This is a genomic window from Acinetobacter populi, from assembly GCF_002174125.1.
In the GTDB taxonomy this organism is placed as follows: Bacteria; Pseudomonadota; Gammaproteobacteria; order Pseudomonadales; family Moraxellaceae; genus Acinetobacter; species Acinetobacter populi.
Genome location: NZ_NEXX01000001.1, coordinates 624,059 through 646,049, shown reverse-complemented (window position 1 = coordinate 646,049; position 21,991 = coordinate 624,059). Strand labels below are relative to the sequence as shown.

Sequence of the window (21,991 nt, the reverse complement as noted above, 5' to 3'; positions counted from 1 at the left end):
TAGGACATATAAAAAAACCTGCCACTACTAGAGGGCAGGTTTTGTCAGCAATTTCGAAAAATTCTGAAAGATTAAGACTGATTGGTAAAGTAATCTTCATCAAAACCCATCAGTAAATCGCTGTTGGTCTGGATACGGATCAGGCGTGCTTTTAGATCAGGCAAGATACGGGCAACAAAGTAACGTGCCAGCGCAAGTTTGTTCTGATAGAACTCGCCTTCTTTTTCACTGGCAGCCGTAGCAATTTTGGCAAACATATAGCTAAAGCTGAGTAAACCGACAGCATGCAGGTAATCCACAGCTACACCATTGCTATAGTCGGGGTCTTCTTTGGCTTGCTCGAGAATATAGCTGGTAATCACTTCAACTTCGGTTGCAGCATCTAGTGTCGCATCTTTGATAAAGTTAAGATCCGAGCTAAGTGCATTCACTTCGTCACGTATTTCTGCAATATATTCGGTAATAAAAGCACCACCACATTTAATGGTTTTACGACCAATTAAATCCTGTGATTGTACCCCGTTGGTCCCTTCGTAGATTTGCGCGATACGTAAATCACGGATACATTGTTCCATACCCCATTCACGAATATAGCCATGTCCACCAAAGACCATTTGTGCATCTAGTGTGGCTTGGAAGGCGGTATCGGTTAAATAGGCTTTGGCAATCGGGGTGAGCAGGGCAACACGATCATTGGCTTTTTTCACTGCTTCGGCATCAGTTGAGAACTTGGTGATGTCCAGTTGTTGACCAACATAGACTGCAAAGGCACGTGAAGCTTCATTATTAGCACGTACATTGAGCAACATACGACGCACATCGCCATGCACCAAAATAGCATCTGCCGCTTTTTGCGGAGATTTGGCACCTGTTGCACTGCGTCCCTGAATACGATCAGTCGCATATTGTGCAGCATTTTGATAGGCAAATTCCGATGCACCAAGTCCTTGAATACCCATAGACAAACGCTCGTAATTCATCATTACGAACATGGCTGCCAGACCTTCATTCTCCTTACCGACCAGATAGCCTTTGGCTGCATCAAAATTCATGACGCAAGTAGCAGAGGCTTTGATCCCCATTTTATGTTCAATTGAACCCGGGCCGACTGCATTGCGTTCACCCACTGTACCATCTGCATTTAGCAGGAATTTCGGTACGATGAATAAAGAAATACCACGAGAACCAGCAGGTGCATCAGGTGTTTTTGCCAATACAAGGTGAATGATATTTTCGGCTAGATCATTATCGCCACCGGTAATAAAGATTTTTGTACCAGTGATGCTGTAGCTGCCATCTTCATTGCGTTCAGCTTTGGTTTTAATAATCCCCAAGTCTGTTCCGGCATGCGGTTCGGTTAGACACATGGTACCTGCCCATTCACCAGTATAGATTTTTGGCAAATAGGTTTCTTTTTGTTCCTGTGAAGCATAGCTGTTTAATGCCATACCTGCACCGACTGATAAAAGCGGGTAGAGCATGAAGGATGGATTGGTGGCAAACAACATTTCATCAGACAGAACAGTCAGCATTTTTGGCATGCCTTGACCGCCCCATTCTTCATCTGCGCCTAGACCAATCCAGCCACCTTCGGCATATTGGCGAAATGCATCTTTAAAGCCGGCAGGGGTAAAGACATTACCGTTTTCAATTCTGGCGCCTTCTTCATCACCGCTACGATTGAGTGGTAAAGTGACATTCTGGGCAAACTTTGCCATTTCTTCGAGAATGGCTTCGGCTGTTGCTGCATCAAGATGTGCAAGGTTTTCATTGGCTTGCCAAAATTGTTCTGCTTTAAATACATCATTCAAAATAAAGCGCATATCTGCAAGCGGTGCATTATAAACTGGCATATGGGTTCCCTATTCTTGGTTAAAGGTCTGGCATAATGCTTAAAACCATCATTGTGTTTAATTTTTTTGTTAAAAAGGCTGATACAACATTGCATCAGCCTCAAGTTCGTTTTATGGAATTTGCCGGAACGATTGATTAGATAATGAAATCGTCAGCAGCCAATGCCATCAATGGACTTACACCTGATGCAATGATTGCAACATGTGCTTTGGCACGCGGTAAAATTTTACTAAAGTAGAAGCGTGCAGTGGTGATTTTTGCATTATAGAATGCAGTTTCGGTTGAACCTTCTGCCAGTTTCTGTTGTGCTTTGAGCGCCATACTTGCCCAGAAATATGCCAGTGTGACATAACCTGAATAGTACAGATAATCGACCGCAGCGGCACCCACTTCATCAGGATTCTGCATGGCTTTCATGCCGATTTGCATGGTCAACTCACCCCACTCTTTATTGAGTGCAGCAAGAGGTTCAACAAATTCTTTCTGATCGGCATTGTCTTTGTTGGCTTCACAGAATTTATGAATAATCTTGGTGAAGTCTTTTAACAATGCACCCTGAGTTTGTAAAACCTTACGGCCTAACAAATCCAGTGCCTGAATTTCGGTTGTTCCTTCGTATAAACAGGAAATACGGGTATCACGAACAATCTGTTCCATGCCATGTTCTGAAATAAAGCCATGACCACCAAATACCTGTACACCATGCTTGGCAGATTCAGAACCGGCTTCGGTTAAGAATGCTTTGGCAATCGGGGTAAGGAAAGACAGAATATTATCGGCATATTTACGTTCTTCTTCCGTTGCACCATGCTCGACTGTATCTGAGAATTGTGCCAAGAAATAAACCAGTGCACGCGAACCTTCAGCAAAGGCTTTTTGTGTCAATAGCATATTGCGTACAGCAGGATGCACGATGATTGGATCAGCTTCTTTCTCTGGTGCTTTTGGTCCGGATAATGAACGCATTGCTAGACGTTCTTTGGCATAGGCAACAGCACCCTGGAATGAGCTTTCAGATGCAGATAAACCTTGTACCGCAGTACCGATACGCGCTGTGTTCATAAATGTGAACATACAGTTTAAACCACGGTTTTCAGGTCCGATCAGGAAACCTTTGGCACGATCAAAGTTAATCACACAGGTTGCATTTCCATGGATACCCATCTTGTGTTCAATCGAACCACAACGCACCGCATTACGCTCACCCACACCGCCATCAGCAGTCAGGTTGAATTTTGGTACGATAAACAGGGAAATACCTTTAGTGCCTTTAGGTGCACCTGGTAAACGCGCCAACACGATATGGATAATGTTTTCTGCCATGTCATGTTCGCCGGCAGAAATAAAGATTTTTTCACCGGAAATCGCAAAGCTGCCATCTTCATTCGGTTCTGCTTTGGTACGGATAATACCCAGATCGGAACCCGCTTGAGATTCGGTCAGACACATTGTGCCTGTCCATTCGCCAGATACCAATTTTGGCAAATATGCGTTTTTCTGTTCTTCAGAACCATGATGCTCTAATGTACGCACGGCACCATGTGACAGTCCTGGATACATGCCCCAAGCCCAGTTTGATGTACCGACCATTTCAGAAATGGCAATACCTAAAGAGTTAGGCAAACCCTGACCACCATATTGTTCTTCGGCAGAAAGCGAAGGGAAACCCAGTTCGATATATTTTTGATAAGCTTCTTTAAAGCCGGTTGGTGTGGTGACGACACCATCATCCCATTTACAACCTTCACGATCACCAATCTGATTTAATGGTGAAAGTTCATTTTCACAGAAATCAGCAGCTGTTTCTAAGTATTGATCAACCAGTTCACGACTTACGGTTTCAGCAAAAACGGGTAATTTTGAATAATGTTCTTCAGCATTTAATAATTCATGCAAAACGAATTGCATATCACGTAAGGGTGCTTTGTATTGTGGCATGTTTTTGTTCCTCAATACTGGTTAAACCAGATCCTAAATTAAATTCATTTGAATTTGCATACATGCAATGTCGTGCCAATCGTGCAATATCTGATGCGCTTGTACAAGAGTTAAGAGGGCTTTACGCGTGACTGTAAAGTCAAAGAACTGCGCTTGAAAATGCAAGTTCTCAGTAATGTAAATGAAAAATAGAGAAAAGTCTTGATTAAAATATGATTTGAAAAATTGTTTTACGTTTTAGTATGCTTATCGTCGTATTGCCGACAGATATAGCAAAATTTATAAATAAAAATAGATTAAATATTAATGTGTTATATTATTTTTGATATAAAAAAAGGGCATTTTGCCCTTTTTTTAATACCAAGTAATTTACACGCTTAGGCTATTACGCTGCTGGTACATTTTGTGGTGCAGCAGGTGGTTGTGGACGTTCAGGTTTGGTGGGTTGAAAACGAATTTCACATTTGCCTTCAATTGTTTGTTCACCCAGTTTTACACTGATAGTTTGTCCAGCTTTGCCTTCACATGCTTGTTGCAATGCTTTGCGGTCTGCATCGCGTTGGGCACGACGTTCCTGCATGTCTTTTTCAAATTTGGCACGTTCTTCAGCAGTTAATTTATGCATACGTTTGCCTTCACGATCAAAAGGCTTACGCAAATCATCTGCGCGATGCTGTAGGCTTTTATGGGGCTTTTCAGGGGTTGCTGGCGCACTGCTTTGGCAGGCACTCAATCCAATTGCAGACAGGATTGTTAAAGACATAACAGATGCTTTTACCCAAGTATTCATTGTTGACTCCTCAAAAAAACAAATCTTCTTTTGTTGCTGTAAAGATTAAGCAATAAACATGTAGAAACAATGTAGAGAGTTTTTAGACGTTGTTGGTTACAATACATCATGATGTAGGCACAAATTCCAGACCAAACTCGAGAAAGAGGATAATCTTTGAAACACTGGCGTATTCCAATCGCATTGAAATTGTTTCTTGCCGTATTATTGACCACATTGTTAATTACCACTGTAAGTTTGGGGGTATTACATTGGACAATGCAGAAGAACTTTTCTCGTTATGTCACGCAAGTCGAGATGCAAAAACTCGAACATCTGAATAATAATCTTGCGGAAATTTTTCAGGTATATGGGAACTGGAATACAGCCATTCAAAGTAGTGCTGTAACTATTCAGGATCGTTTGGATGATCGGGATAAATCACATTTTCCGCAGCGCTGGTTGCGTCGGCAATACGATATTGCACAGCAGCAAAGTGAAATTATTAAAAATCCGGCATTATTTCAATCCAGATTGTCCACTCAAGAGACTGATCTGACACCCTATGTGCCTTCACATTTTGATCCTTTTGCGCAGCCTCCTGAATTAAGTGAAGCACAGTTAAAGCAACTGGGTTTACAACGTGGCCCAAATCAGTCGCAACAACCCAAGGACAATAACCGTCGCTGGCTCATTCCATTACCGGATCGGCTGGGCTTTGGTAATCGTCTGGCATTGTATGATCAGAATAAGCATTTGGTCACAGGGGATTCATCAGCAGAAATTCCGCTTCAGACGATATTGGTTGATGGCAAAGTGGTGGGATATTTAGGATTACGCCCTGCGCTGGATGTTGATGATGCATTGAGTATTAATTTTTTCAGTAACCAACAACGTTATTTATTACTGATTTATGGCGTATCTATTGTTGTCAGTTTAATTGTCGCATTATGGCTGGCTGCATCATTTAGAAAACCTATTCATCGGTTGTTAAATGCAGCACAGGAATTGAGTAAAGGCAATTATCGTCATCATGTTGAAGTCAAAAGTAATGATGAGCTGGGGGATTTATCTCAGGTCATTAATCAGTTGGCAGCGATCCTCGATCAGCATGAACAATCTCGCCGACAATGGGTGGCCGATACATCGCACGAGCTTAAAACGCCATTAAGTGTTTTACAGGCACAGATTGAAGCCATGCAGGATGGCGTGCGTCAACCGACACCCGAACATCTGTCCCGTATGATGAATCAGGTTATGACCCTGAAAAAGATCACCCTTGATCTGGCAGATCTGGCACAGGCAGATGCCCAACAATTGAAATGTTATCTAACCCAAATCAATCCATGGGATATCGTGTTGCATGAGGTAGAAAATTTTAAACCGCAATTTGATCAGAAAAAATTACAAGTTTCTGTCGAAGGGCAAGGTGTAAATCTGATTTCCGATCCGGATCGCTTTCGGCAAATTATTGTAAATTTACTGAGTAATAGTGTGCGTTATACCGAACAGGGTGGAGCGATCGCGATTCATAGTCAAATGAATGATAACGAATGGATTGTCAATATTGATGATAGCCCACTCGGTGTAAGTGATGAACAATTGCAACAGCTTGGCGAACGCTTTTACCGTGTTGATGATTCCCGTACCCGTAGTACCGGTGGAACAGGTCTGGGCTTGGCATTATCCAGAAAAATTGCACAAATTTTAGGGGGAGATTTACAGTTTTCCCATTCACCACTGGGTGGTTTGCGCTGTACAGTACGACTCAATCGAAATAAGCAAAAAGATGAACATACGCAGGAGAGTAATACATGAAACATATCATGTTGGTGGAAGATGAAGTGGAGTTGGCAGAGCTGGTTAAAGACTATCTGGAAGCAGCTGGTTTTGAAGTCACTGTGTTTCATGATGGTCAGGCCGCTTATGATTCATTTTTACAACGTAAACCGAATCTGATGATTCTGGATTTGATGGTGCCGCGTATGGATGGCTTGACCATTTGCCGTAAAGTCCGTGAGCAGTCCGATCTTCCAATTATCATGGTTACTGCTCGTACAGAAGAGATTGATCGGGTATTGGGCCTGAACATGGGCGCAGATGATTATATCTGTAAGCCATTTAGTCCCAAAGAGTTGGTGGCACGGGTACAGGCAGTATTACGTCGTTTAGAGCGTAAAGCAGAACCTGAAACCAATGATCTATTTCGTATTGATAAAGCTCAGCAACGTATTTGGTATAAGCAAAAAACCTTGAATTTGACACCGACAGAATTTCGTCTACTGGAATTATTTTTGGAACATTTGGGTCATGTCTATTCACGTGCTCAACTGCTTGATCATATTAATCCGGACAGTTATGAAGTTGCAGACCGAGTCATTGATAGTCATATCAAGAATTTACGTCGTAAAATTTCTGATGCGGCGGAAACCGGTAATCGACATGAATGGATTCAGGCAGTGTATGGCGTAGGCTATCGTTTTGAGTATCCAGATGCATAATTTAAATTATTGATTCCTATGTATTCATCGTGTTAAAGCGAGAAGTTAAAAGAAGTTACGTAAAAATCCGGGTTTTTATCTGTCGATCATGATGAGATGTAGAAAATCACATTGATATGCAGGCAAAACCCGGCTACATAAAGATTATACGTCTTAACATTTTATGTAAGTTATTAAATTAATTTGACATAATGCTGTATTGATCAACACACATAATAAAAATCAATCTGTTAATTTTAATTAAAGACAAAGTTATGGCTTTTTATACGAGGTTTAGCAACATGAGTTGTAAAGCTTTTTTCATGCTGCCGAATCTTAAAATTGAATTGATTAGGACAATAAACAATGACTTCAGACAATACACTGACCAACAAAAACACAGCAACAGATAAAACCATATTAATTACAGGTGCAGGTAGCGGCTTTGGACAAGCAGTTTCCTTTAAATTGGCACAACTAGGCTATCGGGTGATTGCGACTGTCGAAGCGGTAGCACAAATCCAGCCACTTAAACAGGCAGCAAAAGCCCATAATCTTGAACTTGTGATAGAAAAACTGGATATCACATCAGAGGCAGATCGTGAACTGGCAGCCAACTGGGAGATTGATATTCTGGTAAATAATGCCGGCATTTCCGAAGGTGGGGCAGTGGTTGATTTGCCTGAATATATTCTAAGACAGCAATTTGAAGTGAATGTATTTGGTACAATTTTGCTAACACAACAATTTGCACGACAGTTTGCCCAAAGAAAATCTGGGAAAATTGTTTTTATCTCCTCCGTTGCCGGACTGACTACCGATCCATTTACCGGAGCATATTCTGCCAGTAAACATGCGCTTGAGGCTTTTGCAGAAGCTTTAAATAAAGAATTACATGAGTTTAATGTACAAATCAGTACGGTGAATCCCGGTCCGATTCTAACCGGTTTTAATGATCGTATGTTTGAAGGCTGGAAACACTGGTTCCCAGAAGATCAGCAGGACACTTTATTTGATTATGATCAACTTGCGTTTCCGCATAAACAATATGATCCAGAACAGGTTTCTGATCTGATTGTCAAAGTGGTCAGCAATGAGATTTTGACTTATCGCAATATCGTTCCTCAGGAAATTGCGGCGGATACCAAAAAGCAAATGGATGAGGTATGGGAGCGTACCATTCATCAACAGGCAAAACGTGATCCATTGGTTCAGGCGGCATATGATCTGGAACCGGAAACACCCAATGGGAAATAAATTCTGCTTAAGATGAACAACTGACCATCACTTCTGGTTGATCACTGGGTAGGGGTGCCAAATCCTGTGGTCTTTCCAGATCAGGCTGTTTGCTAAATGGATGAGTCAGCAATTTAAACAAACGATCGACTTCGGATAAATCATCCTGTTCAGCCAGTTCAATAGCACGCTGCGCCATATGATTGCGTAAAATATAAATCGGATTATGTTGCTGCATATCCAAATCTAAAATCTCCGCAGACTGAGTGGCGCGAATCGCATGGTATAGCGCCAAGAATTCATCAAAAGCACGAATATCTAAACAGTTATCGCGAATTTCGGTGTAGTCATGTGTGGTCAAATGTCTAAAACTGCTGGTGTAGTCTAGTTGTTCTGTCTGTAATATTCGTAGAAAAGCAATACCACAATCAAAGCTTCTTTCATCTTCAAGCGGCAAGCCCATTTTTTTACACAGCCCGGCCGTATAATAATTTAAAAAAGCAGGTTCATATGCTTCAAGGGCAGTCACCAGATCATTTTTAAATTGTTCTTTTTCTGTCGAGTCGGCTAAAGGAATGAGATTATTGAGCCACATCCACAGATTCCAGTGTGCAATACTGGGTTGGTTCTGGTAGGTATAACGACCCCGATCATCGGAATGGTTGTTGATCCAGTTCGGTCTAAATCTTTCCATAAAGCCGTAGGGACCGAAATCAAGGGTTGAACCCGTGATATTAAGATTATCAGTATTCATCACCCCATGCGCAAAACCGACCAACTGCCACTGAGCAATCATATACGCGGTACGGTCTATCACGTGTTTGGCAAAAGCCAGAATCGGTTGATCCGCTTTAAGGCAATCAGGATAATAATTTTTTAGACAATATTCGGTGAATTCTTTTAATAATTGCGGCTGATATTGATTAATCCATTCAAAATGTCCAAGACGGACATGGCAATCTGACGTGCGTAGCATCATGGCGGCTGGTTCTAACTGCTCTCGACGGATTTTTAAATCGTGTGAATAAACGAAGCCAACTGCATTGCTTGATGGAATCTGTAGTTGATTTAAAGCGTGACCCGCCAGATATTCCCGAATAACAGAGCGCAGTACGGCACGACCATCACCCATACGTGAATAGGGGGTTAAACCTGCGCCTTTTAAATGTAGATCAACACGGTTTTGTGCTTGATCGAGAACTTGTCCGAGTAACAAACCGCGTCCATCGCCAAGCTGCCCGGCCCATTGACCAAACTGATGTCCGGCATAAACCATTGCCAGCGGATCAGCCTCTTTGGGTAAATGGGTGCCATTTATGATATTGACCCAATCGTTTTGTTCTTCGGCAGTCCATTGTAATTGTTGTGCCAGTACCTGATTAAAATGCCCAGGCAATACATGTTCTAGGCTTTGTACGCTTTGTCTATGATATAGCTTATCGTCCAGAAGACCATAGGTATTGTCAAAATGCATAATGAAATCCTGTTGTATTGTTTAGGGCCTGAAGAAGTTTTAGCTAAGGTGGCTATCCTGAGAAAATATCAACAGACGCCATAGATACTACCCTAGTTTCGTACAAATGTTTTTTTAAACACAAAAAAAGCTCCCAGTAAATGGGAGCCGGAGGAGTAAAAGTTGAATTAAACTCTTTTCATCTCTTTTTTTAGTGAGCGTAGCATTAATTCCATACGTTCACTTTGTTCGATCAAACTTTTTTCCACTGCATGAAATTCATGTTTAAGCTTTACATCGATCTGGTGAATTTTTTCGGCAACGCTGGCTTTTTTCGCCTGTAATTCCTGTTCTTTCAGGTGCGCCCATTCATTCAGGGTATGAGTAAAGGTATCGTATTCCAGCGCAATTTTATTTTTGATCTGGGCAATATCTTCATCAACATCATGTCCAAAAATGGCCAGATTTTTTTCGGCATATTTGAACTTCATTGCCAGTTCCGCCCGTTTGATATTAAAACTCGGAATGCGGCGTAAGTTCTTGGTCAGACCCATGGTTGAAAGTGACCAGATTAACCATTTGGTAGGATCATATTGCCACCATTTTACGCCATTACGATAGTCATACTGGAAGATATGGTGATAATTATGGTAGCCCTCACCCCAAGTAAAAATAGCTAACCAGAAGTTGTCACGGGCAGTATTTTCGTCGGTGTATGGACGTTTGCCAAACATATGGCACAGGGAATTAATAAAGAATGTGACATGATGGCTAATAATTAGACGTAATAGACCACCCAGTAACATCACACCCCAAATATCTCCAATTGCCCAGCCGATTAATCCGGGAATACCCAGTGAGGTCAGCAAGACCAATGGAATATAGTAGTTATGCTGGAACATCACCAGTTTGTCATTGAGTAAATCTGGGACGTTTTTATAATCCGGCGTACCGTTTGGATAATCACGTAACATCCAGCCGATATGGGAATACCAGAAGCCTTTCTTGGCAGAATATGGATCCAGTTCGATATCATCAACATGACGATGATGTACACGGTGTCCTGACGACCAGAATAAAATGCTGTTCTGAATGGCAAATGTTCCACCAATCATTAATATCAGCTTGACCGGCAATGATGCTTCATAGGCACGATGCGACCACAATCGATGATAACCGGCAGTAATGCTCAGGCTACTAAAAGCCAATAACAATATAAAACTTAACCACGCACCTAAAGTAAAATCGTGATGATAGGCATACCAAGGGATAAGAATAAGTGCGGCGATTGGCGTGCCAAGAAGGACAATTGCACCGGGCCAGTTGATGGGTGCTTTGGTCTGAGATTCAGCAGACATTATATTTTGGTTGCTCCATATAAACCAAACAAAAAGCGGGAACAAATAAAAAGAATGAATTGAGTATTGTCAGCCATACTTTAATTTGTACAATCATCATAGCATGCGAGAACAAGTGTTCACTAGCGAAAAAAATGATTTTTTGACAAAAAAGTACATCAAAAATTCATGATTTAGCACGATGATTTTACTATACTGTTCTGTGACCCATTTCATGTTTTTAAAATTAAAATAACGGTGTATTTTTATGCGAATTAGTTCTGTTTTTGCTCAAGTTTTTTTGATTGGTATGGCTGTCTTGATGACGGCATGTCAGAGTCACTCACCCGCGCAATCTGCATCAAAAAATAAAGGATCGGCGACCAAAGCAACAAACACCCCCTTACAATTAAACACGCAAAGCATACCTGTGATTAAGAGTAAAGACGGTATTCAGGATGTTAAGTGGACGATTAAATCGATCAAGTCAAAAAAAGCATTGTATTTTAATCAAATGCCATCGGTACTTTTGCAATCCAATGTACAGCGTGTGATTGGCAATACTGGTTGTAATTCAATTTATGGCAGCTATCAAATTGATGTGAATAAAAGAACCATACAATTTAAAACCAGTGCAGGGCATCAGTCCTGTGATAACGCTCTGGCACAAGAAGCAGAACTGATGGACGCATTTGCTCGTGTGCAATATTTTGCTGTGCAGAATAAAAATATCACTTTTTATGATGCCAATCGTCAGGTTCTAATTACGGCAGAGATTTAAGCAAAGTTAGGATTTAAGGAAAGTCAGGTTTTAAGCTGGATTTATAAATTTTCCAGCATTACTTTGGGAAAATCGGTAATGAGTCCTTCAACGCCATAATCATGTAATTGTTTGGCACGGTCTATATCATTGACCGTCCAGATGCTGACTGCAAGCCCAGCCTGATGGGATAATTCGACAATGGAAGGATTGACCAAGGCATCTTTCCAGCCAATCCGCGCACAATCGTATTGATGTGCAACCTCAATGGCATGTTCTCCAATCGGAATTTCGACCAGTAATCCTCGCTTAAACGCAGATTGCTGGCTTTTTAAGGCGTTTAAAATTTTTAAATCGAAACTGGTAATGGTAATTTGTTGTTGGAAGGGCTGAAGTTGTTGTTGTAAATGTGCAATTAGTTTTTCTGCTTCCTGTTCAGTCTCTACTGCTTTTACTTCAACTTCGATATGTTCAAAGTCATGGATTAATGACAAAACTTGTCCGAGTAAAGGCACATTTTCAGGTTGTGGCCAAGATTCCCAATGTTTGGCTTGATTAAAACGACACAGATCATCTTGTGTACAATCTTTTACAGCATAATTTATGCCGGCAGTGCGCAAAAGATTATCATCATGAATGATGGTCAGGGCGGCATCGGCCAGTTGACGTACATCAAACTCAACTGCCCGGATACCCAGATCATGTAAATAACGGAATCCACCTAATGTATTTTCGGGAGCTTCACCCCGTGCGCCGCGATGACCAATGATTTGCATGTGTTATTCCAGAGATGACCGTGTCTGAATTATAAACCTTATATTGTGTCATTGATGTTTTTTTGCCAGAGGACTTCTGTCCCTCCGGCCTGTTTTTGCAGGTTGCGAGATGCCACAAAAAACCAGTCGGATAAACGATTGAGTAATTGCAGGGCAGTGTTCTGAATATTCTGATCTCGTTGTTGTACGATAATTAGACTGCGTTCAGCCCGGCGACACACAGCACGGGCCTGATGGGCATAACTACAGGCTAAAGTCCCACTGGGCAGAATAAAATCCTTGAGCATGGGCAATGCTTCATTCATGCGATCAATATCCTGTTCGAGAAAATCGATACTTTTGGCTTGTAATAAGGTGTAATTGGGGATACAGACTTCACCGCCAAGATCAAATAACCAGTGTTGAATCAGACTGAGTTTATGATCCCAATCTTGTTTTTCGTAGAGCTCACTATTTGAAATCTGCGCGCGTAACACGCCGACAATGGCATTGAGTTCATCTACATCGCCCAAAGCCTGAATGCGCAGGTCATCTTTGCCGACACGAGAACCATCTCCCAGTCCTGTGGTGCCGGCATCGCCTGTACGGGTATAAATTTTACTTAAACGATGTCCCATAATGTTTTCCTGATTTTTAAATTAAAAAAGGATAATGTCGGTCAAGAACATTATCCATAAACTTTGAATCAAGTTTTAAATTTTTTGCATTAGTAACGTAAAGTTACGCCCGCACTTGCCAAACGTCCACCGTTGATATAATAGGTACCTGCCTGATAGGACGCGGTTTTATATTCAACATCAGCAAGGTTTTCAACATTGGCAAAAAGTTTAACATTCGGATGTACGTTCCAGTATGTATTGACGTTGACTGTGACATAGCCCGGTGTATTTTGCTGGTAATCTTTTGCGCTTGATTTAGCTGATAAAGATGCACTCACACCATATACTTCATTTTCAACGCCCGCAGTCAGTGTGAAGCTTTGACGTGGGCGACGATTCAATTCGGTATGGGTTTCATCATTTTCTGTTTTTACATAATTATAGGCTGCTTTGCTAAACCACCCTTCATTTTGCCATGCAATATAGCTTTCACCGCCTTGAAACGTGGCTTTGGACACGTTGCTAAAGTAATACGGCGCAGATGAGGCATAATCAATCAGATTTTTTACTTTGGTATGATATAGCGATAATCCGGCAGTTAATCCATAGTTTAACTTTTGATCCAGACCAATTTCATAGGAGGTACTTTCTTCCGGTTTTAAATCGACATTACCATAAGAACTATAAAGTTGATTAAGGGTAGGTGATTTAAACGCTGTACCGATATTGGCATAGATACTGGTTAAAGGTAAAACCTGAAAACGAATGGCGCCTTGTCCAACCGTATGTGTACCGTATTTTTCGTTGTCTTCAACCCGTAAGCCAAGCTGAGTGTTCAGACCAGGCTGTTGGTATTGATGCTGGAGATAATAACCTGTGGAATCGACATCGCCATTGTATGGCGTTGCATATGAAACCACGTCACCTTCAATGTTTTGTCGGGTAATACCCATTAAAATATTTTGTTCAGGTGTGAATTGCCATTTGGCATTGAGGTCGGCTTCTTTGGTTTTGCTCTGGATATAGTCGTAGCTGCCATCCCAGTTTGCATCATTCTGGTTAAGATCATCCTTGAACTGAGACAAACGCAAATTTACATCCCAGTTTTGTGTCACATTTATACGCGATTTTAAATTGATGGCTTCATTTTTAAAATCCTGAGACATATTTTTTAAACCACCGCAACTATAGTCAAGGTTATACAGATTACAATCGATATAGCCTGTTGTTCCCTGATTCTGGTTATAATCCAGTGAAATCGCATATTCTTTTTGTTCTATCCCGATTTTTGTACTAAAACCTTTTTGGTCATAATCGGCGGTTTTTAAATTACTCTGATTAAAGTCGGTTACACGTGTACCATCTGTTTCAAGACGTTGGCCACGAATTTGTGCATAAAAACCATCTTCAACCAGATCGGCACCAATTACAGCTTTATAAGTGCTTTTTTCGCCAGCTTCAGTGGTGATAAATGCAGATGTTTTTTCTGGTGTTTTGCTTATTAACTGGAGGACGCCACCGATTGCATCAGTACCATATAGAACAGAAGCAGGGCCTTTTAAAATCTCGATTTGTTTTAAGTCGGTGGTATCGATAAAAGCGATATTTGCTGCACCGGTAGAAATGGTATTTAAACGAATACCATCACGCAATACCAATGTTTGATTGGAGTTGCTACCGCGTAAAAATATTGAGGAAATCTGGCCATAACCACCGCTTTGTACCATATTGATGGCAGCTTCTTGTTGTAACAGGCTTGGTAATGCAGCAATGGGTGATTGAGTCAGTGTTTGCTCATTTATCACAGAAATACGTGCTGGCACTTCACTGGCTTTTTCTTCAGATTTTGATGCGGTTACCACAATCGGATCAAGTTCTATCGTCTGATCTGCTGCAAAAGTTGTATTTGATGTGAGGACAATAGCAATTGCCCCTGCAAGGCTGGCAGGCTGGAAATGTTTAGACATGATGTAACTCCTACATTCACTCCCCGTGAATGATCAAATGGATAAATACAACAAGCAGGTCTCCGGACTTCGATATAATTATGCCAAGACATAATTGATCTATTCACCTTCCCACATTTTTATATCATGCAGTGGTGTCAGTTCTGAGCTGAAAACAATAGATGTTTCATCGTTACCGTTGCGGGGGCAGTGCTGGATTTACACCAGTTTCCCTTGAGCATATTGCTCGGCACTTGTTGTGGATGTTGCGAAGTATAAAGAGTGTATTGCAATTAAACAACGTAAATACTATGGATTTGCTTCAAAGGACAATGCAAATGGTGAAATTTGCATTACAATAGTTGCGATTTTTAAACGCTTTCATCAAAAGCGAGACAATTTCTGGATTTAAAAACATGCGAGTACGTGCCAAAATTTGTGGGATTACCCGATCTCAGGATGTGCAGGCAGTGGTAGATGCGGGTGCAGATGCGATTGGTCTGGTATTTTTTGCGCCTAGTCCTCGTGCTGTTTCAATACCGCAGGCCGCAGCATTAGTACAAGACATTCCGGCGTATGTACAGATAGTGGGTTTGTTTGTAAATGCCAGTGCAGATGAGATTGAGCAAACCCTGGCGCAGGTGCCATTGGATATTCTGCAATTACATGGTGATGAAACCCCTGAGCAATGTCGGTCTATTGCACAGCACGTTAAACGCCGCTGGTATAAAGCCATACAGGTCAAGTCTGATCTGGATGTGGTGGCAGAAATTAAGCGTTATCAGGCTGCCGGTGCAAGTGCGATATTGCTGGATGCATGGCATCCCGATTTAAAGGGTGGAACCGGACATGCATTTGACTGGGACAAGTTCCCGACACTGGACATTCCGCTTATTTTGGCAGGCGGTTTGAATCCGGAGAATATTGAACAGGCCATCTCGATTACAAAACCTTATGCGGTCGATGTCAGCGGTGGTGTAGAATCTGCCAAAGGTATCAAAGACCAACAACTTATCCAAAGTTTTATGCAAGGAGTCCAACGTGGATCAACAAAGTGCGAATTATAAAGATCAGGTGACCGACTATACGCAATTTCCCGATGAAAAAGGCCATTTTGGCATTCATGGTGGGCGGTTTGTATCAGAAACCCTGATGGCGGCACTTGAGGATTTGGAAAAACTGTATTTCCGTATGAAAGATGACGAGCAATTTCTGGCGGAATTTGATCGTGATCTGGCGTTTTATGTTGGTCGTCCAAGTCCCCTGTATCACGCCGAGCGTTGGTCAAAAGAATTGGGTGGTGCACAGATTTATTTAAAACGGGAAGATTTGAACCATACCGGTTCGCATAAGGTCAATAACACGATCGGTCAGGCATTGTTAGCCAAACTTTCTGGCAAAAAACGTATTATTGCCGAAACCGGAGCAGGGCAGCATGGTGTTGCCACGGCAACCATCGCTGCACGTCTGGGACTGGAATGTGTTGTATTCATGGGTGCCGAAGATGTGAAACGTCAGGCCATGAATGTATATCGCATGCGTTTGCTAGGTGCAACAGTGGTGCCGGTAGAAAGTGGCTCTAAAACCTTAAAAGATGCCATGAACGAAGCAATGCGCGATTGGGTAACCAATGTGGACAGTACTTATTATGTGATTGGTACAGTGGCAGGTCCGCACCCTTATCCGCAACTGGTACGGGACTTTCAATCGATCATTGGCCGTGAAGCGAAAAAACAAATCCTCGAGCAGGCAGGACGTTTACCGGATGCTTTGGTGGCCTGTGTTGGCGGTGGATCAAATGCCATGGGATTGTTCTATCCATTCCTGAATGATTCGGAGGTGGCAATGTATGGCGTGGAAGCTGCGGGTTATGGCATCGAAACAGGTAAACATTCTGCGCCTTTAAATGCAGGGCATGTCGGTGTGTTGCATGGCAACCGTACCTATTTAATGAGTGATGCACAAGGACAAATTATTGAAACTCACTCAATTTCCGCAGGTCTGGATTATCCGGGTGTTGGGCCGGAACATAGTTTCTTAAAAGATATGCATCGTGTGAACTATGTACCGATTAATGATAATGAAGCCTTACAGGGTTTCCGTGATCTGACCAAAATTGAAGGGATTATTCCAGCACTGGAAAGTTCTCATGCCATGGCATATGTGACCAAACTGGCACCTACCATGGATAAAGATCAAATCATCATTGCGACAGTATCTGGCCGTGGTGATAAGGATCTAATGACGGTTGCCAAAATTGATGGCATTCCAATGGTAGATTTATAATACTTTGCTATTTATGGCTTGAACACCAGAGATGTTCAAGCCATATCAATGGTGATAAGGGATTTATTTCCGTATATCCAGATATTCAATATATCCTGTTCCAGTGATTGTTTTACCTCGGAACGTTCCTGAATATTGATAACTTCCGGCATATCCGCCAGTCATACCGTATTTGAAATCCTGATTGCTGTTAGCTTCAATCGCAATCACAGCTTGTCCCTGATCATCACTGACTTGCCATGAGAAAGTACGAGGCAAGCGCATACTTAAGCCATTGGGCGTAATTTTCCGTTCCGGTTCAAAGCTTTGCACGGTCAGTTTAAAGTCTTTTGAATAAATTGCGCCATGATCGTTAATAGAACGCACATAAACACGTTGTTGTAACACCAGATTGAATGGCCCTAGCACTTCGACCAGTAAAACTTGCGTTGTTTCATCAATATTGAGAATCTGATAGGTAAAATATTTCATATAGAGTGGAATGTCGATGCCTCGCGCATACTCATAAGTACACAGACCTTGTATTTGCGTTTTTTTACCTTGATATTCTAGATGACCTTCATATTGGCAAAGTAATGCCCAATGATCATACATGCCAAAAGGCATACGCATGAAATGTGCAATCTTGTCGGTGGCATGAATATTGAGTTCAAAATTAAAATCATGTCCCTCGCGCTTGGCATGGAAATGAGGATATTTGCCTTCTAGTAATAAATCATTGCCAAAACGTAAATATGAGCCATTACTTGCCAGTTCACAGTCATTTTTTACACTATAGCCATTAAAGTAATCATCATTGCCAATCGCTGTACCGACCAGCACATTGGCCGTATCAATGGCTGAGGTCTTGATGAGATGTTGATTGTGAAAAAGATTAACTTTGGGTTGTCCAACAACTGTAATGAGATTTAAAAAGTTAAAAGGGGCAGGCAGGTTTGGAATCATCACACCGTAATGTGTGGTGCTATATTTGCCCTGTGGGATATGCGTTTCGGTTGCAGGATCAAAGGGTAGGCCATTGATCTTTTCAGAATAGTCCAAAGCTTGAGCAATTTTTTTGGGTGCAATGATTTGCTGGGGTAAAAATTTCATAATATGTCCTAAATACTAAAAAATAGAAGACTTGGTATCCTGAAACAAAGCAATAGGGCTGACGAATGATCAAATACAGAATGTGTCGAAACGTGATGCTGGCAAAAGTTTTTTATTGTCCTGCTTGCCAGAAGGCTTCACCTGCGGCAATGGGGTCACCAGTTTTTGCCATGGTTTCAATCCAGACAGGATATTGCGCGATGATCGGATGTTGACTTGGATGAAAATCCTTTTTATACCATTGCAAATAGGGTTGTTTCATACGGGTGAGTATGCCGTTTTTACCCAGAAACCAAGGCAAGCCCTGACGGAATAGTTGCAGGCGTTGTCTTCCGGAAAAACCATCACATTTCAGCATGATATTGGTGCGATACAAGGTGAAGCCCAGCATTAAAACCGTGGTGGCAGCCAAAGTGAATTTTCGGGTGGCTTCGGGAACTTCTCCCACTTGTTGCATGACATCAAATGCAACATCCCGATGTTCCATTTCTTCAATAGCATGCCATGCCAGTAACGCCCGTACAAATGGATGAGCATCTTGTAGGGTTGCTTGATGACGATAAAAGGTATCTGCCATCAATGCAGTCAAATGCTCTGCTGCGGCAGTCATGGCAATATTGTATTGTGGTGAACGCTTACTCAATTCAAAACGGAAAATACGCTTGAGTAAGGCCGTGAATTGATCGACAGGCATACCCTGCGCTTGCATCAACTGATTCATTTTTTCGTGTGCAATGCCATGTTGTGCTTCCTGACGGATAAAGTCGGCAACTCTTTTTTGTAGATCCGGATCGGTAATTTTGTCACGAAACAAGCGTACACATTCGATGAAATAGCGTTCTCCATCCGGAAAGGTCAGGCTGAGTGCATCAAAAACCCGGGTTTTAAACGGATCATTGCCAAACCAGAAACGTGGAATTTCCTCAAGTCTAAAATCCAGATGGGTGCGTACGACAGGATCAACCTGATATTGTATCGCTGCATTCATTCTGATCACTCCCTGACGATTTGTAATCTTGAATGAGTATGCGAATAAAAAAGCGAAATGTTTTGACAGAAGCAGCCAAGTTTTATACAAATGACGACATAATGACAAATAAAATGGATTCTCACCATGACAGTGCAAATTATCGTGGGTTATTTACGTTTGATTCAGCGGGTATTGCAGCAGGAGCAGATTGATCTGCATCAGATAGGCGTTCCTGATGTTTTGATACAGCAGTTTCATGCCTATTTATTGAATGAGCAAAGCCATCAATTTGATCTTGCCCAGTATGCCCAGCTGTTACAGCATTTACAGACGCAGTTTGATCGCCCCATTAGCTTGGTCTTGGCAGAGCGGGTTGCTTTACAGGATATCGGATTGGTTGGGTATCTGGCTTCGACCAGTCTGGATTTGCAGCATGCATTACAGTTATTTGGTCAGTATTATCCCTTGCTCTATAAACAGACCAATACTGAACCCTTAAATATTTTACAAGAAACCCATTATATAAAAATCTACTGGCGAGGCTTGTGTGAAGAGTGGAAAAGTTTTTATGAGCTTAATCTGGCTTTGTTATTCAAGATTGCCAGTATGGTTGTTCAGGTTGACCTAATGCCGCCCACGCATCTGACCTTGGGCTATACGCCGCAGCTGGCATTATCCTATTATCAGCAATTTTTTAATTGTTCGGTTCAGGTTGAGCCGAAACAGTATTCTATTCAATTTCCCAAACAGGTTTTAGCTGTACGTAGTATGGCGGCAGATTCACAATTAAATCAAATGTTTTCAAAACAGGCAGAAAATTATCTTGCCATCAGCAATCCTGCGTTACAGCAACAACAATTTAAATATAAAATTACCACGCTGATTGAGCAAGGCTTGCTGCAACAGGGGCGTTTGCAATGCTATATTGCGACCCAGTTACATTGTTCCGAACGCACCTTGCAGCGTCAGTTAAAGTATTACTCGCTGCATTTTCAGGATATTGTTGATGAATATCGCTTGCAAAAAAGTATGCAGTATTTACAGCAGGGCAAGTCTTTTACTGACATTGCCGAGTTACTGGCCTATGCTGATCAAAGTGCGTTTTCCCGGGCGTTTAAACGCTGGACAGGAAAAACACCAAAGCAGTTTTTAAAGGAAAATAGTCAATCTGCCTTCGATCAAGATGCTTGATGTTCCTGTTCTGGGTCAATAAATACTGGCGTCATGTGTCGGGCATCCAATGCTTCACCACAGCAATCGCAGTGTAAGGTTGGATTAATAAGATTGCCACATTGCTTATGCACATAGCGTAATTGCTGAAATTTCTGATCGATATTGAACCACTGATTACCCCATTGACCCATTGTTACAATGATGGGATACAGTGCCAGTCCCTTTTCGGTTAATTTATATTCATAGCGTTTTGGTGCATTCTGATACAGCACTTTCTTAAAAATTTGGTGTTCCACCAGACGATTGAGGCGTTCTGTTAATAGATGTCGGGTGATGCCTAATTGTCGCTGGAAATCATCAAAACGTCGGGTACCTAAAAAGGCATTTCGAATAATCAGCAAGGTCCAGCGATCACCCAAAATGGATAGACTGCGTGCAATTGGGCAATCCATGTCACCTAATGACTGCCATTTCATATCCCATCTCCTACATTTCTGATAATGGATGATATTCCGGACTAAATTTAGGTTATCCGATAATTTGTATTGACTTCTTATCATAGCATGGCTATTTTTTGTTTTAATAGTTCCTTTTTAGAACTTATTTTTCTTATCAATATTTAACGTAATTTAGCATCATCGTGAGTTGTGCTTTTAACGTGTAAATTTAGCATTCAACAACAGGAGTGTAATGTGATGAATCCACTGGAAATGACAGGTCTAGAAATTATGCAGGCCTTTTATCAGGGGCTTTTCCCAGCACCAGGCATTGCCAAAACAGTCCCTATGCAGCCTGTAGAGGTTGAGCATGGGCGCATTGTATTTAGTGCTATTGCCGATGAGCGGCATACCAATCCGCTCGGTGGTGTACATGGTGGTTTTGCTGCAACAGTGCTGGATTCGGTGACAGGCTGTGCAACGCATACCGTGCTTGCAGCAGGGGAGGGTTATGGCACAACCGATCTAAATATTAAAATGTGTCGTCCGATGCCTTTTAATAAAAAATTGATTGCGGAAGGAAAAGTGATTAATGCCGGAAAAAATTTGGTGATTTCTGAAGGATATTTACGTGATGAAGAAGGCAAACTTTATGCACATGCCACAGCTACCAATATGATTATTCGCCGCCCATAAAATTTGTGGATTCAATACTTTTTAATAGATTAGATGACGTTCTTATATATCAAGTGAAGCATAAGAATATGTATGAACGTATCTAATCGTCATGCGATTGATATTTAGGATTGTTAAAACCATAAAGCGTGAATGTGGAACATTCGATCATTGAGTAAAGGTATTTTGCTGTTTATCATCTTGTCATTG

Annotated in this window: 19 protein-coding genes and 1 riboswitch; of the genes, 8 read left to right on the top strand and 11 right to left on the bottom strand. The window is 41.7% G+C overall.

The annotated features are described in order from the left end of the window. Window positions 1-71: 71 nt before the first annotated feature. From CAP51_RS02890 to CAP51_RS02880, 3 genes are all read right to left on the bottom strand, one after another. Window positions 72-1,853 (bottom strand): acyl-CoA dehydrogenase C-terminal domain-containing protein, encoded by a 1,782-nt coding sequence (locus tag CAP51_RS02890; RefSeq protein ID WP_087619242.1) that lies wholly within the window; start codon window positions 1,851-1,853, stop codon window positions 72-74. Window positions 1,854-1,989: 136 nt separating this feature from the next. Next, on the bottom strand, window positions 1,990-3,792 hold the full coding sequence (locus tag CAP51_RS02885) for an acyl-CoA dehydrogenase C-terminal domain-containing protein (RefSeq protein ID WP_087619241.1): 1,803 nt from the start codon (window positions 3,790-3,792) through the stop codon (window positions 1,990-1,992). A 385-nt stretch (window positions 3,793-4,177) separates the two neighbouring features. Beyond that, window positions 4,178-4,582: a hypothetical protein gene (locus CAP51_RS02880; RefSeq protein ID WP_087619240.1), complete on the bottom strand. Its 405-nt coding sequence runs from the start codon at window positions 4,580-4,582 to the stop codon at window positions 4,178-4,180. 156 nt (window positions 4,583-4,738) lie between these two features. Here CAP51_RS02880 and baeS point away from each other — a divergent pair, with 156 nt between their 5' ends. The 3 genes from baeS to CAP51_RS02865 all read left to right on the top strand — a co-directional run bounded on the left by baeS (window position 4,739) and on the right by CAP51_RS02865 (window position 8,298). Next, window positions 4,739-6,379 carry a sensor histidine kinase efflux regulator BaeS gene (gene baeS, locus CAP51_RS02875; RefSeq protein WP_087619239.1) on the top strand — a complete coding sequence of 547 codons (1,641 nt, stop codon included), beginning with the start codon at window positions 4,739-4,741 and terminating at the stop codon, window positions 6,377-6,379. Next, entirely contained in the window at window positions 6,376-7,062 is a 687-nt protein-coding gene (locus CAP51_RS02870) for a response regulator (protein ID WP_087619238.1), read from the top strand. The genes baeS and CAP51_RS02870 overlap by 4 nt, the downstream gene beginning before the upstream one ends. Before the next feature lie 345 nt (window positions 7,063-7,407). Beyond that, a complete protein-coding gene (locus CAP51_RS02865; RefSeq protein WP_087619237.1) occupies window positions 7,408-8,298 on the top strand; it encodes an SDR family oxidoreductase in 891 nt (296 codons plus the stop codon). A 7-nt stretch (window positions 8,299-8,305) separates the two neighbouring features. Here the strand turns inward: CAP51_RS02865 and CAP51_RS02860 are convergent, their stop codons facing one another. Together CAP51_RS02860 and CAP51_RS02855 are read right to left on the bottom strand one after the other, a co-directional pair. Next, complete coding sequence (locus tag CAP51_RS02860) at window positions 8,306-9,751, bottom strand: protein adenylyltransferase SelO family protein (protein WP_087619236.1); 1,446 nt, start codon at window positions 9,749-9,751, stop codon at window positions 8,306-8,308. 167 nt (window positions 9,752-9,918) lie between these two features. After that, window positions 9,919-11,088, bottom strand: a complete 1,170-nt coding sequence (locus tag CAP51_RS02855) for an acyl-CoA desaturase (RefSeq protein ID WP_087619235.1) — start codon at window positions 11,086-11,088, stop codon at window positions 9,919-9,921. A gap of 247 nt (window positions 11,089-11,335) precedes the next feature. On the opposite strand from CAP51_RS02855, the gene CAP51_RS02850 reads away from it, so the two are divergent. Then, window positions 11,336-11,848, top strand: coding sequence for an META domain-containing protein (locus CAP51_RS02850; protein ID WP_087619234.1), 513 nt, complete (start codon window positions 11,336-11,338; stop codon window positions 11,846-11,848). A 41-nt stretch (window positions 11,849-11,889) separates the two neighbouring features. Here the strand turns inward: CAP51_RS02850 and CAP51_RS02845 are convergent, their stop codons facing one another. From CAP51_RS02845 to CAP51_RS02835, 3 genes are all read right to left on the bottom strand, one after another. After that, on the bottom strand, window positions 11,890-12,603 hold the full coding sequence (locus tag CAP51_RS02845; RefSeq protein WP_087619233.1) for a glycerophosphodiester phosphodiesterase: 714 nt from the start codon (window positions 12,601-12,603) through the stop codon (window positions 11,890-11,892). Window positions 12,604-12,641: 38 nt separating this feature from the next. Beyond that, complete coding sequence (locus CAP51_RS02840) at window positions 12,642-13,220, bottom strand: cob(I)yrinic acid a,c-diamide adenosyltransferase (protein ID WP_087619232.1); 579 nt, start codon at window positions 13,218-13,220, stop codon at window positions 12,642-12,644. A gap of 89 nt (window positions 13,221-13,309) precedes the next feature. Next, window positions 13,310-15,169 (bottom strand): TonB-dependent receptor plug domain-containing protein, encoded by a 1,860-nt coding sequence (locus CAP51_RS02835; RefSeq protein WP_087619231.1) that lies wholly within the window; start codon window positions 15,167-15,169, stop codon window positions 13,310-13,312. A gap of 36 nt (window positions 15,170-15,205) precedes the next feature. Continuing rightward, a riboswitch (cobalamin riboswitch) is annotated at window positions 15,206-15,421 on the bottom strand. A 125-nt stretch (window positions 15,422-15,546) separates the two neighbouring features. On the opposite strand from CAP51_RS02835, the gene CAP51_RS02830 reads away from it, so the two are divergent. Next, window positions 15,547-16,215 (top strand): phosphoribosylanthranilate isomerase, encoded by a 669-nt coding sequence (locus tag CAP51_RS02830; protein WP_425426754.1) that lies wholly within the window; start codon window positions 15,547-15,549, stop codon window positions 16,213-16,215. After that, window positions 16,190-17,434, top strand: a complete 1,245-nt coding sequence (gene trpB / locus CAP51_RS02825) for a tryptophan synthase subunit beta (RefSeq protein WP_087619229.1) — start codon at window positions 16,190-16,192, stop codon at window positions 17,432-17,434. The genes CAP51_RS02830 and trpB overlap by 26 nt, the downstream gene beginning before the upstream one ends. Window positions 17,435-17,497: 63 nt before the next feature. Here trpB and CAP51_RS02820 read toward each other — a convergent pair whose 3' ends face one another. Then, entirely contained in the window at window positions 17,498-18,526 is a 1,029-nt protein-coding gene (locus CAP51_RS02820) for a DUF6670 family protein (RefSeq protein ID WP_245809057.1), read from the bottom strand. A 112-nt stretch (window positions 18,527-18,638) separates the two neighbouring features. Continuing rightward, window positions 18,639-19,514 (bottom strand): metal-dependent hydrolase, encoded by an 876-nt coding sequence (locus CAP51_RS02815; RefSeq protein WP_087619227.1) that lies wholly within the window; start codon window positions 19,512-19,514, stop codon window positions 18,639-18,641. Window positions 19,515-19,640: 126 nt separating this feature from the next. Here CAP51_RS02815 and CAP51_RS02810 point away from each other — a divergent pair, with 126 nt between their 5' ends. After that, the gene (locus tag CAP51_RS02810; protein ID WP_087619226.1) at window positions 19,641-20,687 is read left to right on the top strand and encodes an AraC family transcriptional regulator; all 1,047 of its coding nucleotides are present in this window, start codon (window positions 19,641-19,643) and stop codon (window positions 20,685-20,687) included. On the opposite strand, the gene CAP51_RS02805 is transcribed toward CAP51_RS02810, so the two are convergent. Beyond that, the gene (locus CAP51_RS02805) at window positions 20,675-21,145 is read right to left on the bottom strand and encodes a winged helix-turn-helix transcriptional regulator (RefSeq protein WP_087619225.1); all 471 of its coding nucleotides are present in this window, start codon (window positions 21,143-21,145) and stop codon (window positions 20,675-20,677) included. The genes CAP51_RS02810 and CAP51_RS02805 overlap by 13 nt on opposite strands. 219 nt (window positions 21,146-21,364) lie before the next feature. On the opposite strand from CAP51_RS02805, the gene CAP51_RS02800 reads away from it, so the two are divergent. Further along, complete coding sequence (locus CAP51_RS02800; RefSeq protein ID WP_087619224.1) at window positions 21,365-21,802, top strand: PaaI family thioesterase; 438 nt, start codon at window positions 21,365-21,367, stop codon at window positions 21,800-21,802. The last annotated feature ends 189 nt before the right edge of the window (window positions 21,803-21,991 follow it).

What these genes read in the sequence shown, in the direction of transcription:
- CAP51_RS02840 (WP_087619232.1), bottom strand. Translation starts at nt 13,220, where the DNA reads ATGGGACATCGTTTAAGTAAAATTTATACCCGTACAGGCGATGCCGGC.
- CAP51_RS02860 (WP_087619236.1), bottom strand. Translation starts at nt 9,751, where the DNA reads ATGCATTTTGACAATACCTATGGTCTTCTGGACGATAAGCTATATCAT.
- CAP51_RS02815 (WP_087619227.1), bottom strand. Translation starts at nt 19,514, where the DNA reads ATGAATGCAGCGATACAATATCAGGTTGATCCTGTCGTACGCACCCAT.
- CAP51_RS02865 (WP_087619237.1), top strand. Translation starts at nt 7,408, where the DNA reads ATGACTTCAGACAATACACTGACCAACAAAAACACAGCAACAGATAAA.
- CAP51_RS02810 (WP_087619226.1), top strand. Translation starts at nt 19,641, where the DNA reads ATGACAGTGCAAATTATCGTGGGTTATTTACGTTTGATTCAGCGGGTA.
- CAP51_RS02835 (WP_087619231.1), bottom strand. Translation starts at nt 15,169, where the DNA reads ATGTCTAAACATTTCCAGCCTGCCAGCCTTGCAGGGGCAATTGCTATT.
- CAP51_RS02880 (WP_087619240.1), bottom strand. Translation starts at nt 4,582, where the DNA reads ATGAATACTTGGGTAAAAGCATCTGTTATGTCTTTAACAATCCTGTCT.
- CAP51_RS02845 (WP_087619233.1), bottom strand. Translation starts at nt 12,603, where the DNA reads ATGCAAATCATTGGTCATCGCGGCGCACGGGGTGAAGCTCCCGAAAAT.
- CAP51_RS02850 (WP_087619234.1), top strand. Translation starts at nt 11,336, where the DNA reads ATGCGAATTAGTTCTGTTTTTGCTCAAGTTTTTTTGATTGGTATGGCT.
- CAP51_RS02885 (WP_087619241.1), bottom strand. Translation starts at nt 3,792, where the DNA reads ATGCCACAATACAAAGCACCCTTACGTGATATGCAATTCGTTTTGCAT.
- CAP51_RS02800 (WP_087619224.1), top strand. Translation starts at nt 21,365, where the DNA reads ATGAATCCACTGGAAATGACAGGTCTAGAAATTATGCAGGCCTTTTAT.
- CAP51_RS02870 (WP_087619238.1), top strand. Translation starts at nt 6,376, where the DNA reads ATGAAACATATCATGTTGGTGGAAGATGAAGTGGAGTTGGCAGAGCTG.
- CAP51_RS02890 (WP_087619242.1), bottom strand. Translation starts at nt 1,853, where the DNA reads ATGCCAGTTTATAATGCACCGCTTGCAGATATGCGCTTTATTTTGAAT.
- CAP51_RS02820 (WP_245809057.1), bottom strand. Translation starts at nt 18,526, where the DNA reads ATGAAATTTTTACCCCAGCAAATCATTGCACCCAAAAAAATTGCTCAA.
- CAP51_RS02805 (WP_087619225.1), bottom strand. Translation starts at nt 21,145, where the DNA reads ATGAAATGGCAGTCATTAGGTGACATGGATTGCCCAATTGCACGCAGT.
- CAP51_RS02855 (WP_087619235.1), bottom strand. Translation starts at nt 11,088, where the DNA reads ATGTCTGCTGAATCTCAGACCAAAGCACCCATCAACTGGCCCGGTGCA.